The organism is Thermobifida halotolerans (genome assembly GCF_003574835.2).
GTDB lineage: Bacteria > Actinomycetota > Actinomycetes > Streptosporangiales > Streptosporangiaceae > Thermobifida > Thermobifida halotolerans.
On sequence record NZ_CP063196.1, the window covers coordinates 959353 to 974363 of the forward strand.

Below are 15011 nucleotides of genomic sequence, written 5' to 3' on the forward strand. Positions count from 1 at the left end.
CGCGGGACACGTCGGCGGCCCCGGCGGGAAACCACCGCCGGGGCCGCCGACCCACGATCAGAGGTCGATGTCGAAGATGACCTCCAGGGCCTCCTCGGCGATCTCCTCGCCGTCGCCCTCGACGATGGCCTCACCCAGTTCGAACAGGTCCTCGGGGTCCATGGCGCCCTCATTCTCTGAGAAGTCTGAGAAGTGTCGCCTCAAGGGATAGCAGTGCGAACCGGGCCGCCGCCATCCCCAGGAATGACTATTCTTCCCGGCACGCAGCAGACCGGCACTCCCCGGTCCCGCCTCACCAGCGTCCGGCCAGCACGTCGCGGACCGCCGCCACGTGCTCGTTGTGCTCCTCGGCCAGGCGGCGCACCGCGGCCCGCGCGCTCCTGGCCACGCCGATGGGCCGCACGTGCCGGGCGGCCAGCGGTGCCAGCCGCGCGCCGAGCCGGTGCGCGTGCCCGCGCAGTTGCCGCAGCAGGAACACGATGAACCGCAGCCGCTCCTCGGACCCCAGTGCGTCGGCCATGGCGAAGGCCCGCTCGTAGCAGGCCACCAGTTCCGCGTCGTCGGTCTCGGAGGAGCCGAACGCCAGCGCCAGCACCGCGTGGGCGTCGGAGACGTCGCCGCCGTCCCGCGCCGTCACGTCGCCGCCGAACAGCCGGACCAGCGGGGACAGCGCGTGCAGCAGTCGCTGCGTGCCGCCGTCGGCCAGCAGCGCCGCGTCCCGCGCCACCTCGCCCAGGTCGGTCTGCGCCCCAGGGTCGTCGGTGGGCGGGGCGCCGTCGCACGGGTGCACCACGAGGTCTCCGCTGCCGTCGTCGTCGACCCGCAGCGTGTCGGTGAGACTCGTCCACTGCTCCGGCGAGAGCTGCGACCGCCACAGGTGCGCCAGCGACCGCCACCGCGCCGCCGCGTCCGCGCCGAACAGCTCCCGCAGCGGCACCGCGCCGCCGTGCACCGCCACCAGCACCAGCATCAGGTTCGCGGTGTAGGCGGCGTCGCGCGCCGCCGCCCCCAGGTCCACCGGACGGTAGCCGCCGTAGTGCGCCTCCCGCCGGTGCCGCCCCGCCTCCCGCAGCAGGTCGGCCAGCGCCAGCCGCAGTTCGTCGCGCACGTGGGCCGACAGCAGCCGCAGCCGCTCGGTGAGGAACCTCGGCACCTCGCCCGAGACCGACAGCGGGGTGAACGACAGCAGCGCGTACAGAAACGAGTCGTCCAGCGGCGCCGGGCGGATCGACCGCAGTTCCCGGATGCGCGCCTCGGCGAGTTCCGCGAGCTCCTCGGCGATCAGCCGCGCCACCAGGTAGTCGCCGAGCACCGGGTCGGTGAACGCCAGGCTGGGCGGCGCGCCCTCCAGCGCGTCGGTGCTGCGCACGCACGCCAGCCGCAGCGGATCCAGCGGCCGGGCGTAGTTCGGCGGCCAGCGCACCAGCTCGTCGCGGTCGGCCGCCACCGTCGCGCCGTCCACCACCTGGCCGCCGCGGTGGAACAGCGACAGCGCCAGCAGGGACGCGGTCAGCAGCGCCTGCTCGATCCGCCCCGAACGGACCGCGGGGTCGCTCTCGGCCTCGGCGGGCCGACCGGTGCCCGCCGGGTCGGCCCGGTCGGCGGCGTCGGTGAGCATGCGCAGCCACCGCTCATAGAGCGCGGTCTCGCGCAGCGGGGCGCTCAGGCGGCGCAGCGCGTTGCCCACGCCGTCGTAGACCGCCATCATCAGCAGCGGCAGCGGGCGCCGCGCCAGCGGCAGGTGCGCCTCCAGCGACTCCCAGTCCAGTGACGCCACCCCGTGGTGGTGGAAGTATCCGGCGTTGACCCGGTTCCAGATGGACAGCCACGTCGCGATCTGGGTGTTGGTGAACTCCTCCAGGCGCACCGCCACACTGCCGACGGGAAAACGCAGCCGGGCCGCGGTGGAGTCGCGGCAGGTCAGCACGATCGCGACCGGGTCGGGGCCGTCGGCGCGCTCACGCTGGAAGCGTTCCAACCCGGCCAGCAGCGCGCTGCGCGACGCCCGCGAACGGGTGTCCAGGTCCTCGATCCCGTCCAGGACCAGCACCGGCAGCGCGTCGCAGTTGCCGCCGCCGGAGGCCGCCAGCGCGTGGTCGAACCGGTCGGCCAGCGCCTGGGCGTCGGCGTCGGCGGGCAGGTTGCGGCCGCTGACCCGCACCGCCGTGAAGTCGCTCTCCGGCAGCCGGGCGGCCAGCACCGACGCCAGCGCCGACTTGCCCGATCCGGCGGCTCCCAGCACCACCAGGGGGTGGGTGAGGGCGCGCGGCGAGGTGAGGTGGCCGAGCAGGAACTCGGCGAGGTCGTCGCGGACGCCGGTGTGCTCGTGCCACCAGTCCGGATCGTGCGGCCGGGTCTGCGCGGTGATCTCGGCGACCCGGAAGTCCGGGTTGACGTAGGAGATGGACAGCGGCGGAACGTGGGTGCCGCCGGTCTGCGTGCCCGAGGGCAGGGCCAGCCGCTCCTGGTGGGAGCGGGCCAGCGCGCCCCGCACCGCGCTGGGCACCCGCCCGGTGCTGATCGACTGCAGGCGGTGCTGGAGGCGGGACAGCCCCATCGGGGTCTCCGGCGCCGACGCGTAGCGGGGCCGCATCACCGACAGCGCCGCCCACGCCCCGAACTCCGGGAAGCTCGCGGCGAGCTTGTCGCGCAGTTCCTCGTAGCGGCGCACGCAGCGGTCGGCCAGCGCCGAGCCGAGCCGGTCGATGACCGCGTCGCGCTGGGACTGGTCCAGGTCCTCCCACAACGGCATGCCGCGCAGCACCGACGGCAACTGCTTGCAGCGGCGCAGGTAGAAGCGGCGCACGCGGGTGCGCCCGTCGGAGGCGGAGCGCTGCGGGCGGGGCAGCGGCGGCGCGGAGGCCACCAGCAGCGCCACGAACTCGCCGAGCCGTTTGCGGTCGGCCACCCCGGCGGCGGCGTCGTCGAGGCCGTTGTCGAGGCGGAACGGCAGTTCGGTGTCGTCCAGGGACTCGAAGAACGCGGTGACCACGACAACGCTGTGCGCGGCGGCGATGTGCCGGGTGCGCTCCACCCGGCTGAGCAGGTGGGCCTCGCGGTCCAGCCGGTTGAGGGCCTGGTGCGCGAACCCCACCAGGTCGGTGCGGGCGGCGAGCAGGTCGGTGGCCTCGTCCGCGACCAGACGGTCGATCAGGTCGACCACGTCCGCGTCGTCGGCACCCAGGAGTCGGATCGCGTCGCAGTACCGGACGGGTTCGCGCAATGCCACCACCGAAGTTCGCCAGAGTCGTGGAGCCGTCGGGGAACGGCGTCCAGAGGCAGGCTATCGAGTCTCAGAGAACCATCATGACGTCGGTAGACGGCGACCAGTGGTTTTTTGGGATTTTTCGTGATAACGGAACGGGTACGAGACGGTGAAGAGCGGTCACAGGCTGTTGCCCGTGAACCCTCCCGGGGTGTCCTGGGGCAGGTGGGGAAGGTGTTCGGGGAGGTGGTCGGAATCGCTGGGGCCGTCGTTGGCGGCGGCGAGACCCAGGATCCGGTCGTAGTTCTGGTCGTACTCTTCGGCTTCCTCCAAATACGGGCGCAGGGCGTCCAATACGAGCCGAAGCGACGCGGTGACGCGGGGGCTGCCGGCCACGGAGTGGACCCGTTGCAGGTACAGGGCGAGCACGGAACGCAGTTCGTTGTAGGGGGAGGGGCGGTCCGGGGGGCTCGGGCGCAGCCGCAGCAGGTGGAGGTCCTCGACCGCTTCACGGAGCGCGACCACTTGGGGGACGTCCAGCCGGGGATGGGAGGTCCGGGCCAGATCGAGCAGCCTCAGGTAGCTGAGGAGCCGGTTGTCCCAGTCCTCGTCGGTGCCGGGCCAGCCCAGACGCAGGTCCAGCAGGTGGCTGATGGTCGTCCACGACGAGGGGAAGTCCCAGTGGTCCACCGTCACGTGCTCCGGGGTGCGTCCGGCTATTCGGACGGCTCTGTCCGCCGTCACCCAGGTTCCCAGGTCCGAGTCCACGTGCTTCAGGTACGGCCCCAGCATGAGCACCAGCCGCGCCGACCATCCCTGCATCCGCAGCCCCAGTGAGCGCAGCAGGCGCGAGGTGGTCCCCTCGTAGTCCACGGTGAGCGTGTACGGGTCGGTGATGTCGAGCCGTCCGGTGGCGTTGACGCGCAGTTCGAAGCCCGTGCACTCGCCGACGTTGACCGGTTCGCGCCGCTCCCGGCGCAGCAGCGCGCGCGGCGTGCCGTCCTCCTCCCAGTGCCCCAGGTGGCGCAGTCGCACCGTGTCCATGAAGCCGAACCACTCGTCGCCGGGCAGCGCCCGCCACGTCCCCGCCGTCTCGCGCCAGGGCAGCCACGGCTGCCCGGAGTCGGGGAACAGTTCGGCCAGGTCGACCTCGTCGGCGACCAGCACCAGCAGGGTGACCAGGTTGGCGGTGTGGGCGGCCAGGCGGCGCGCGATGGTCGCCTCGTAGGGCCGGTAGTCCACGGCCGACCCGGTGCGCGGGTACGGCGCGGCACGGAACATCTCGACCAGCAGCGACCGGTACTCCGCGCGTTCGCGCGCCTCCCGGGTCCGCGCGGCGAGCAGGTCGGCGGCGAACTCCACGACCGCCGCGCGTCCGGCGAGCGCGGCGAAGGAGGTCAGCGCGTGGAACCGGCCGGTGTCCGGCGGGACGGGCACGCGCCTGCGCGCGGCGTGGGCGCGGTCGGCGACCAGGTCGGACAGTTCGTTGACGACCGCGCGCGCCACCAGGTACTCCCCGAAGGTGGCGTGCAGGAACTCGTAGACGCTGCGGTGCTCCTCCCGGCGCACCGCCCGCGCCTCGTGCACGAAGAAGAACCGGCCCAGCACCTGGTGGGCGGGGCCGGTCCGGCCGCCCAGCCCGGCCTGCTCGGGGCGTACCGCCGCGTCGGGGAACAGCGCAGCCAGGTCGGCGTCGAGTTCGTCGGCGCTCACCCACTGCCGGTGGCGGACGAACATCGCCGTGGCCACCACCTCCAGGCGGCGCAGTTCGTCCTCCACGGCCCGCGCCAGCTCCGCGCCGCCCAGGTGGGAGTGGTGCTTGCGCACCTCGCGTTCGGCGAAGGAGGTCAGCAGCCGCTCGTACAGTTCGGCGCGGCCCAGCGCGGCGGCGTCGCGTTGCAGCGCGTTGCCGTCGGCGTCGAACACCAGCAGCATGAACAGCAGCAGCGGCTGCTCGGCCAGTTCCCGGTAGTCCAGCAGCGTCTCCGGTTCCAGGGGGCGCAGTCCGCGCGCGGCCAGCGCGGCGGCGTTGGCCCGGTTCCAGATCCGGAGCATGCACGTGATCTGGGCGTCGGTGAACGGCTCCAGCCGGATCACCGGCGTGCCCAGCGGGAAGCGGGTGCGTTCGGCGACCACGGTGCGGCTGGTGACGATCACCGCCACGGGGCGGCCCAGGTCGGCCTGGTGCTCCTGGAAGCGCTGCACCTGCTCCAGGTAGTCGGAGCGGTCCGCGCCGGTGGCCTGGAGCAGTTCGTCGAGGCCGTCGAGGATCACCACGGGCAGCGCGCCCTCCGCCTGGTCGGCCAGGTCCCGCCAGGACACGCGGGTGTGCAGGGTCGCGGAGAGTCCCTCGTCGATCTGGGTGTGGATCGGCGCGTCGGCCTGCACCGAGCGCAGTTCCACGCGCAGCGGCAGGAAGTCGCCGGAGGGCAGGCGCGCGGCGAGCATCCGGGTCAGTTGCGACTTGCCCGCGCCGGGGTGGCCGAGCAGCACGACCGGCCGGAAGTGGCATTCGCGCCGGGTCAGCAGCGACACCAGCAGCGGCTGCAGGTTGTCGTGGCGGGCCGCGCCCTCCCACCAGGTGTCGGCGGAGGGGCGGGCGTCGGCGTCGGCGACGCGCAGGAGACCGCCCAGGTCCAGGTAGGCCTCCCGCACCGGCGGCAGCACCACGCCGTCGGGGGTCTCGTCGGTGTCGAGCACCGGTTTGTCCAGCACCGCCCGGTAGAGCCGCTCCAGTTCGGTGAGTCTGCGCGCCGTGCCCGGGGCGGTCATCCGCTCCAGCAGGTCGGCCATCCCGGCCAGGCCCACCCGCACCTCCTCGACACGTCCGCGGGTGTCCTCGTGCGCGGCCAGGTTCGCCCACACGCCGAATTCCGGAACGTCGGCGGCGAGTTTTCGGTACGACTCGACGTGGCGGCGACGGGCCAGGTCGGGCAGCTCCTCCAAGGTCTCGTCCAGCCGGGCGCGGCCGGTCTCGTCGAGCCGGTCCCACGCCTCCAGGCCGCGCAGGAAGCGCCGCAGCACCTGGGCCGACCGCCGGTAGGGCGGAGCGTGCTCGACACCGTCGGAGGACGGCGGCAGGGCCGGGGCGGCCCGCTCGGCGTCGCGCAGCACGTCGGTGAGGAGCGCGTACTGCTCGTCGCCCGTGATGCGCAGATCCTTCAGGGCCAACGGGCATTCCGGCCGGTCCAGCAGTTCGTCCAGGGCCTCGAAGAGCGCGGTGATCCGCAGGATCAGGTCGGCGGCGGCGACCCGTTCGGTGCGGTCCCAGCGGCTCACCCCGGTGATCTTCTCCCGGATCCCGGTGACCGCGGCGTGTCCGCACCGCACGAGCAGGGACTGCAGCCCCAACACGTCTGGAACGCCCAGTGCGCCGAGCGTCCCGCCGCCCACGGCCTCGCCGAACCCGAGTAGGGTCGGGTCGTCCCCGCCGAGGATCCGCAGGGCGTCAGCGTAGGAGAGGGTCTTCTTCGCCACGGGGGTGTCGCCTTCCGACTACGGCGTGGGAGGGACTTCACATTGTGTCGGGAACGTGACGGTTGCCCAAATTCGGCGACGGGCAATAGCCATGCGGTTGCGTCACCCCCCGGGAGGAGAACAACGGGAATGCGATCGATCATTCGGGCGGTCACCTTCGACTGTGCCGACCCCTACGCGCTGGCCGAGTTCTGGGCGAGGGCTGTCGGGGCCGTCATCGCCCCGGGCAGCAGCCCGGGTGACCCCGAGGTCTACGTCGACACCCCCGACGGGCAGCCGAGGATGCTGTTCCAGCGGGTGCCCGAGAGCAAGCTGGCCAAGAACCGGGTCCACCTGGACCTGGGGCCGGTGGAGGCCGGACGCGACGAGGAGGTGGACCGGCTGGTCGGGTTGGGTGCGACGTTCGTGGCCGACTTCCGCGAATCCGACGGCACGGGCTTCGTGGTGCTCGCCGACCCCGAGGGCAACGAGTTCTGCGTGGAGTCGCCGTGACCCCGGCACCGGGGGCCGTGGACCGCACCGCGACGGCCCCCGGTGCCGGAATCAACGGCGCGGCGGCCAGTGCGCGGGCCGCTCCAGGTGCGCGGGCAGCCGCGTCGCGGTGTCGCCGTCGGCCGCGTCGAGCTGCGCCCGGGTGCAGAACAGCGCGTCGGAGAGGTCGGCCCCGCGCAGGTCGGCACCCCGCAGGTCCGCGCCGGTGAGGTCGGCCGTCCGCAGGTCCGCGCCCGCCAGGTCGGCACCGATGAGCAGCGCTCCGCGCAGGCTGGCGCCCCGCAGGTCGGCCCCCCGCAGATCGGCGCCCGCCAGGTCGGCGCCCCGCAGGTTCCGCCTGCGGCCGGGGACGGCGGCCCGCGCCAGTTCACTGGCCCGCAGCAGCAGCGCGTTGACGTCGCCGCGCAGCGCCGCCGCGTCCAGCCCCGCCAGCGTCGCGGCGTCGCCGAGGGCGAGGCGCTCGATCGCGTCCCTGCTGCGCCGCAGGTCGCCGCGGACCGGTCCGACCCGCGGCAGGGAGGCCGCCTCGGTCAGGTACCACAGCAGTTCGTGCAGTTGCCGCATGACCGGGAAGACGTCGAACATGGGCCGCGCGACGTCGGGGAAGCGCCGCCAGTCCCGCCCGCCGAACGTGGTCTGCGAGACCCGCTGCCCCGCACCGAAGCAGTCGAAGACCGCGCAGCCGGAGAAGCCCTCCTCCCGCAGTCGCGCGTGGACGCCGCAGGCGAAGTCGGCGCGGAGGTTGCCGCACGGCTTCCCAGCGGGCTTGTCCACCGCGAAGTCCGCGGAGGCGGCGAAGGGCAGCGCGACACAGCACAGCCCGAAGCAGCGGGAGCAGTCGGCGCGCAGGTCTGCGGAGGAGGAACGCTTCTGGGACAAGGCGCGTGGGTCTTCCGGAACGAGGACGAGGGCACGGCGTGCCCGGGACGTCTCCCATTCTCCTCCAGACGGCACAGCGCCCCGGCCCGCGGTGCCCGAGGCGTCCGCGTTCCCGTCTTCCCGGGCTCGGGCGGCGATCCCGCACCACGGGCTCGTGCGCTGCGGTGCGGGATGTCCTTTCCTCCGGTCCGCCCGCGCCCCCGCCTTCCCGCGCCTCACCGGCGAGCCCGCACCACAGCACCCCGGCCCCGGGGCACCCCGCCCCACGCGAACCGACCAGCACCCCACGCCCCCGCAACCCCGTGGCCGCTCACCCCGGACCACACCCCCGGAGCACCCCGCCGCCTCTCCCGACCTTCCGGCATCGGTTCCACGGCTCCCCGGGGGAGAGACCACCGAACCCTCCCGGGCCGGGTGTTTCACCGTTTCCCCGGGGTGGGGTCGCCTGGGAGCCCGCCCCTCGGAGCGGGACCGGGGTCTAGGGCAGTCGCCAGTCCATCGGCTCGGCGCCCTGCTTCTCCAGCAGGGCGTTGGCCCGGCTGAACGGGCGGGAGCCGAAGAAGCCGTTGTGCGCCGACATCGGGCTGGGGTGGGTGGACTCCACGCACGGCACGTTCGGCATGAGCGGGCGCAGGCTGCGGGCGTCGCGGCCCCACAGGATGGCGACCAGGGGCTTGTCACGGGCGGCCAGTGCGCGGATCGCCTGGTCGGTGACCTCCTCCCAGCCCTTGCCGCGGTGCGACCCGGCCTTGCGCGGCGCGACGGTCAGCACCCTGTTGAGCAGCAGCACCCCGCGCTCGGCCCACGGGGTGAGGTCCCCGCTGGACGGCATCGGGAGACCGAGGTCCTCGGTGTACTCGGTGAAGATGTTGCGCAGGCTGCCGGGCAGGCGGCGGGTCTCGGCGGACACCGAGAAGCTCAGCCCCACGGCGTGCCCCGGGGTGGGGTAGGGGTCCTGGCCCACCAGCAGCACCCGCACGTCGTCGAAGGGCTGCTGGAAGGCGCGCAGCACGTTCTCCCCGGCGGGCAGGTAGGTGCGGCCCGCGGCCACCTCCTCCCGCAGGAACTCGCCCATCCGCGCGATGCGGTCGGCCACCGGCGCCAGGGCCTCGGCCCAGCCGCTCTCCATGATCTCGTGCAACGGTCGTGACATGGTTCAGAACCATAGCGGCGGCCGGGGACAGCGACGGCGGATTCGCCCCACCGGCCCGCCGCGGGTCAGCGGACCCGGCGCTGCCAGCGGGCCAGCCGCTCCCGGGTGCGGGCCGTCTCCGGGTGGCTGGGACCGTACCGGCTCACGTGGTCGTCCAGCAGCGCCCGGTACAGACGCGCCGCCTCGGTCGGATCGCCCGCCAGCCCGGTGTAGGCGGCCAGGTAGTGGCGGGCGCTGAGGGTGTCGGAAGCGTCGGGACCGAGGACGCGGACCAGGTCGGGAAGCAGGGCGCGCAGCAGCGCCGCCGCGCGCCCGTACTCGCCCGACTCGCCGATGTCGCAGGCCAGGAACAGCCGGTTGCTGAGCACCCGCGAGGAGTCCGGCCCGTGGGCGGCCACCAGGTCGTCCAGCAGCTCCCGGCGGATGGCGGCGGCCTCGGCGCGCCGACCGGCGCGCCCGGTGTTGACGGCCAGGTAGTGGCGGGCGGTCTGCGTCTCGGGGTGGCCGCGTCCGTAGACCCGGTCCAGTTCGGCCACCAGGGACCGCAGCAGCGCCGCGGCCCGGCCGGGGTCGCCGGCCCTGCCGGTGAGGTAGGCGTGGCGGCGGCGCGCCCTGAGGGTCTCGGGGTGGTCGGCGCCGCGGACCTCCGCCAGTTCGCCCAGCAGGTCGCCGAGCCGCCGTACCGCCTCGGCGGCCCCGCCGCCGTCGGCGACGCGCTCGGCCTCCTCCAGTGCCCGCTCCAGGCGCCGCCGCCGTTCCGGGCTCACCGTCGGCGGCGCGGGGGAGGGGGGAGCGGACACGGCGGGAGCGGACACGGCCGTCTCCGTCTCCCCCGAGCCGGGACCGGCGGCCGGAGCGGCCAGGGCCAGCAGCCGGTCACGTACCCGCAGGGCGTTCTCCGGGCGGTGGGCGGGGTCCTTGGCCAGCAGCGCCACCACCAGTTCGGCGAGTTCCGCGGGCACCTCCGGGCGCAGTCCGGCGGGGTCGGGCGGCTGCTCGGTCAGGTGCATCCGCAGCACCGGCATCGGGTCGGGCGCCTGGAAGGGCGGCCGACCCGTCAGCATCTGGAACAGCACCGCGCCGAAGGAGTACAGGTCGCCGGACGCCCCCACGGGCAGCATCTGGATCTGCTCGGGGGACATGTACAGCGGGGTGCCGAACAGTTCGCCGGTGCGGGTCAGCCGACGGCTCTGCATCGCGGCCTCGTGGAATCCCGCGATGCCGAAGTCGAGCACCTTGACCGTCCCGCCCTCGGCCGTGTCGGCGTCCACGACCATGAGGTTTCCGGGTTTGATGTCGCGGTGCACCACTCCCGCCGCGTGCGCGGCCGCCAGCCCCGCGCACACCTGGGCGCCCCAGCGCGCGGCCAGCCGGATCGGCAGCGGCCCCCGCTCCCGCAGCAGCACGTTGAGGGGGCAGCCCGTGACCAGTTCCATGACCGCGTAGACGGTCTCCCCGTCGGCGCCGTAGTCGTAGAGGATGACGATGTTGGGGTGTCCGGCCAACCGCGCGGTCACCCGGGCCTCCCTGCGGAACCGCGCCACGGTCCCCTCGTCCGAGATCGCCTCGGGATGGATCAGCTTCACCGCCACCGGACGGTCCAACCGCTCGTCGTGACCGCGCCAGACCTCGCCCATACCTCCGGCCCCCAACCGCTCGACCAACCGGTAGCGGCCGTCCAGTACATGTTCTGCCACGTCGTCCTCCAGCGGAACTTCCGGAGTGCCGACATGTCCGGCCGGAACCGGCCACGTGGCACAGGTCACAAGCGAGCAAAACGCCCTTAGTTGTTATACGCGGGGTTTATCGTTTTGCCCCGCGCTTTCCACCGTCCTACCGACCCCCCGAAGCGGAAAGTGGATCAGACCAGTGAGCTCTACGTTGTATGTCGGCCCGGACTCCCAACCGGACAAGTACCGTCTGGTGCGATCGGTGGGGCGGGGCGGTGAAGCGACCCTCTACCTCGCCGAGGTGACCCTGGCCGGGCAGACCGAGCCGGTCGTCGTGAAGGTCCTCAACGCGGACGTGGCCGCCACCCCCGAGCAGTTCGCCGAACTCAGCAGGCGCTGGAGCGAGCAGGCCGAACTGCTGCGGTTCATCACCCGCCTGGGCGTGGTGGGCGTGCGCGAGCACTTCGAGGGAGCCCCCGAGCACCGCGGGGGCACGGCCTCCGAGACCACCGAACGGGCCCTCTACCTGGTCATGAACCACGTCGACGGCGTGGACCTGCGCGACTGGCGCGCCGAGCACGCCGTGGAGGGGCCCCGGGCCCAGCGGGTGGCGCTGGGCTACCTGGAGCAGATCGCCGAGGTCCTCGACGTGCTGCACTCCGGAAGGGCCACCCCCTCCAGGCGCCCGGTGGTGCACGGCGACCTCTCGCCCGGCAACATCATGATCAACGAGGACGGGCAGGCCGTCCTGGTGGACTTCGGACTGAGCCGGATCGCCGCCCGGCACCTGACCACGCGGCCGTGGTTCACCCCCGGCTACGCCGCCCCGGAGATCTTCAACGGCGAATACTCCCCGGCCAGCGACCGCTACGCCTTCGGCGCCATCACCTACTTCGTGCTGTCGGGGAACGAGCCGCCGCCGTCGCCCGAGCAGTTGCGCGACGCGTTCGTGAACCTGCCGGTCATGAGCGTGGCAGGTCCCGAGCAGCGCGAGCGGATCGTGATGATGTTCGCCGCCGACCCCGCCGCGCGCCCGCCGGCGCTCGACTGGATCAAGACGGTCCGCTCGGTCAGCACCTCGGCGCCGTGGAGCGCCCCGGTCACCGAGCCGGGACTTCCGCGGTCCGGACCGGCCGCACCGGTCCCCGCGCCGCCCGCCGGAGCCGCCTCCGCACCGCCCCCGGAGGGGCCCCGGGTGAGCGGTCCGCCGCCGCGGAGCGGACCGGTCCACCCCGCCGCGGACGGTGCCGGGGTCCCCCGGGAGGGCGCCGCCCCGCAGCAGGACGTCCGCTTCGGCGGCCCCGGGCCGCAGCGCCCGGTCGGCGGGCTGCGCGGCATGCCCCCCGCCCCGGCGGAGTCGGCTCCCGCCCCGCCCCCGCAGACCCCCGCGCTCGCGTCCCGGCCGGACACCACCGCGCCGATGCCGGCCGTGTCGGGACCGCCCAGCGGGCCGCAGCGGCCGTGGACGTCCCCCCACGAGTCGGGCGACTCCGGCGGACCCGCCCGGCGCAGGTCCCGCAGGCCGCTGCTGATCGGTGTGGCCGTCCTGGTCGTGCTGGCGATGGTCGGCGCGTCGGCGGCCACCGTCTACGCCATGAACTGGTGGCAGCGGGTCAACGCGGCGGCGGGCACGCCGACCCCCGGCCCCCAGGCGGCCGGGCAGGAGAGCGCCGACCCCGGCCAGGGGCAGGAGACGGACGAGTCCGAGGCGTCGCCCCCCTCCACCGCGGACGGGGAGGCCGACTCCGAGCGGCCGGACCGGCCCAGCAGTGGCGAGCAGTACCTGGCCACCATGGACCACATCGACGAGTACGGCGTGCAGGCGGCCAACGTGAAGGTCAACACCGTCACCTACCCGCGGGCGCTGGTCAGCTCCCTGTACTGCTACGACGACGCGGAGTGGATCGAGTACGACCTGAACCGGTCCTGGACGACCTTCGAGGCCGTCGTCGGCCTGGAGGACACCTCCCAGTCGGACGCCACGGTCACCTTCATCGTGATCGTGGACGGCGACGAGGTCGCCAACGAGACCGTCGGCCTCGGCGCCGAGCGGGAGGTCAGCGTCGACATCACCGGGGGACTGCGGCTGCGCCTGCAGGTCGAGCCGGGACCCGAGTGCGGTGACGCCAACGCGGTGTGGGGCGACCCCAGGGTTCTCGGCTAGCGTCCGCGCGCCGGGTCCCGTCCCCACAGCGGGCTGACGGGGCGGGACCCGGCGCGCTAGGGTGGGACCATGACGTGGCGACATTGATCCTCACCCGTATCCCGCCTGACGCGCGGCCTCCACGCCTACGCGTTCTTCCAGGACTTCGTCCTGCTCTACCCGGTCTACGCGCTGCTGTTCGCCGACTCCGGTCTGTCCGAGGCGCAGATCTCGTCGCTGTTCGCGCTGTGGTCGGTCACCTCCTTCACCCTCGAGGTCCCCTCGGGCGTGCTCGCCGACCGCGTCTCCCGTCGTCTGCTGCTGGCGGCCGCGCCCCTGCTGGCCGGTGCAGGCTTCGCGCTGTGGGTCCTGCTGCCCTCCTATCCGGCCTTCGCCGTCGGCTTCGTGCTGTGGGGCGCGGGCGGGGCGCTGGGGTCCGGCGCGCTGGAGGCGCTCGTCTACGAGGGGCTGGCCGCGGCCGGTGCGGCACACCGCTATCCGCGGCTCATCGGCCGGTCCCGGGCGGTCGCCACCGCGGCGGTCGTGGTCGCGACCCCGCTGGCCTCCCCGGTGCTGGCCGCGGGCGGCTACGCCGCGCTGGGCGCGGCCAGCGTCGCGGCGTGCGTGTGCGCCGCGGCCGCGGGGTGGGCGCTGCCCGAGGCCCCGCGCGACCGGGCCGCCTCCGACGACGGCGACGGGGAGGCGGGGGTGCTGCGCGACGCGCTCGCCGAGGTGCGGCGCGCTCCCGCGCTGCTGGGTGTGCTGGCGCTGCTCTCGGTGCTCAGCGGGGCCGAGGCGCTGGAGGAGTACCTTCCGCTGCTCGCCCGCTCCACGGGAGTCTCCGACACGGCCGTTCCCCCGCTGGTGCTGCTGGTCACGGCGGGCACCGCGGTGGGCCAGTGGTGCGCCGGGCACGCCACCCGGTGGGCGGGCCCGGCGCTGTGCGCGGCCGCGCTGCTGCTGGCCGTCGGCGCGTTCAGCGGACATCCGGCGGGCATGCTGGGCGTGGCCGCCGCGTTCGGGGTGCTGGCGTGGGCGGGCGTGGCGGTGGAGACGCGGCTGCAGGAGCGCATCAGCGACCGGTCGCGGGCCACGGTCACGTCACTGGCCGGAATCGGCACCGAGACGGTGGGGCTGCTGTTCTTCGCGGTCTACGGGCTCGGGTCGGTCTGGGCGGGACCGGGTGCGCTGTTCGCGGTGCTGGCCGTGCCCTTCCTGGTGGTGGGGCTGCTGCTGTGGCGGCCCCGGTGAGGCCGCTCACTCGCTCCCGTCGGGGCGCAGCACCCGCACCCGCAGCACCCCGTCGGTCTCCGACAGCTCCGCGGCGAGGTGGCCGGTGTCGGCCCGGCCCTCCAGGCGCAGGTCCAGGTCGACGGTTGCCGCGCCGTCCCGTTCCGTGCGCCGCTGGGCGCGCACGTCGTGGACCGAGAAGCCCGCGGCGGTGGCCAGGGCCAGGACCGACCGCAGCACCCCGCGCCCGTCCTCGTAGTTGACCCGCAGCAGCGCGTCCGCGGGCCGGGAGCGGGTGACCAGGCGCAGCAGCGGCAGGAACCCCAGCACCACGAGGAAGTACGCGGCGGTCCCCCAGGCGCCCAGCAGCCACAGGCCGGCCCCGCACGCCATGCCGACCGCGCACGACACCCACACGGCGGCGGCGGTGGTCAGCCCGCGCACCACGTCGCGGCGGACGAAGATCAGGCCCGCGCCGATGAAGCCGATGCCCGACACGATCTGCCCGGCGACACGGGAGGGGTCCAGCATCACCAGGCCCTCGTCGAGCACGTCCCCGAAGCCGTACTTGCCGACCAGCATGAACAGCGCCGACCCCACTCCGACCAGGGTGTGGGTGCGCAGCCCGGCGTTCTTGTTGTGGTACTCCCGCTCCAACCCGATCAGCGAGCACAGCACGAGCGCGCTGAACAGCGCCAGCGCCTGCGGCCAACTCTGCGCGGCGAAGTCGGTGAGGTTGGTGGCCATGGTCACGCCCATGGC

At 74.0% G+C, this 15011-nt stretch carries 9 protein-coding genes; 3 read left to right on the forward strand and 6 right to left on the reverse strand.

Going from position 1 to position 15011, the window contains the following annotated elements:
• Positions 1-292: 292 nt before the first annotated feature.
• Together NI17_RS04300 and NI17_RS04305 are read right to left on the reverse strand one after the other, a co-directional pair.
• The gene (locus NI17_RS04300; RefSeq protein WP_234401745.1) at positions 293-3229 is read right to left on the reverse strand and encodes an ATP-binding protein; all 2937 of its coding nucleotides are present in this window, start codon (positions 3227-3229) and stop codon (positions 293-295) included.
• A 156-nt stretch (positions 3230-3385) separates the two neighbouring features.
• On the reverse strand, positions 3386-6682 hold the full coding sequence (locus NI17_RS04305) for an NACHT domain-containing protein (protein ID WP_068689217.1): 3297 nt from the start codon (positions 6680-6682) through the stop codon (positions 3386-3388).
• A gap of 129 nt (positions 6683-6811) precedes the next feature.
• Here NI17_RS04305 and NI17_RS04310 point away from each other — a divergent pair, with 129 nt between their 5' ends.
• Positions 6812-7174 (forward strand): VOC family protein, encoded by a 363-nt coding sequence (locus tag NI17_RS04310; RefSeq protein WP_068689215.1) that lies wholly within the window; start codon positions 6812-6814, stop codon positions 7172-7174.
• A gap of 51 nt (positions 7175-7225) precedes the next feature.
• Here NI17_RS04310 and NI17_RS04315 read toward each other — a convergent pair whose 3' ends face one another.
• From NI17_RS04315 to NI17_RS04325, 3 genes are all read right to left on the reverse strand, one after another.
• Complete coding sequence (locus NI17_RS04315; RefSeq protein WP_068689213.1) at positions 7226-8053, reverse strand: pentapeptide repeat-containing protein; 828 nt, start codon at positions 8051-8053, stop codon at positions 7226-7228.
• 478 nt (positions 8054-8531) lie between these two features.
• On the reverse strand, positions 8532-9206 hold the full coding sequence (locus tag NI17_RS04320) for a uracil-DNA glycosylase (RefSeq protein ID WP_068689211.1): 675 nt from the start codon (positions 9204-9206) through the stop codon (positions 8532-8534).
• 65 nt (positions 9207-9271) lie between these two features.
• Complete coding sequence (locus tag NI17_RS04325) at positions 9272-10903, reverse strand: serine/threonine-protein kinase (RefSeq protein ID WP_119267563.1); 1632 nt, start codon at positions 10901-10903, stop codon at positions 9272-9274.
• Between the two features lie 172 nt (positions 10904-11075).
• On the opposite strand from NI17_RS04325, the gene NI17_RS04330 reads away from it, so the two are divergent.
• Entirely contained in the window at positions 11076-13040 is a 1965-nt protein-coding gene (locus NI17_RS04330) for a protein kinase domain-containing protein (protein WP_068689210.1), read from the forward strand.
• Between the two features lie 150 nt (positions 13041-13190).
• Positions 13191-14270 carry an MFS transporter gene (locus NI17_RS04335; RefSeq protein ID WP_341721523.1) on the forward strand — a complete coding sequence of 360 codons (1080 nt, stop codon included), beginning with the start codon at positions 13191-13193 and terminating at the stop codon, positions 14268-14270.
• 6 nt (positions 14271-14276) lie between these two features.
• Here NI17_RS04335 and NI17_RS04340 read toward each other — a convergent pair whose 3' ends face one another.
• Positions 14277-15008, reverse strand: coding sequence for an MgtC/SapB family protein (locus NI17_RS04340; protein ID WP_068689206.1), 732 nt, complete (start codon positions 15006-15008; stop codon positions 14277-14279).
• Positions 15009-15011: the final 3 nt, after the last annotated feature.

Coding starts and splice junctions, on each gene's coding strand:
- NI17_RS04340 (WP_068689206.1), bottom strand. CDS start 15,008: ATGGGCGTGACCATGGCCACCAACCTCACCGACTTCGCCGCGCAGAGT.
- NI17_RS04310 (WP_068689215.1), top strand. CDS start 6,812: ATGCGATCGATCATTCGGGCGGTCACCTTCGACTGTGCCGACCCCTAC.
- NI17_RS04320 (WP_068689211.1), bottom strand. CDS start 9,206: ATGTCACGACCGTTGCACGAGATCATGGAGAGCGGCTGGGCCGAGGCC.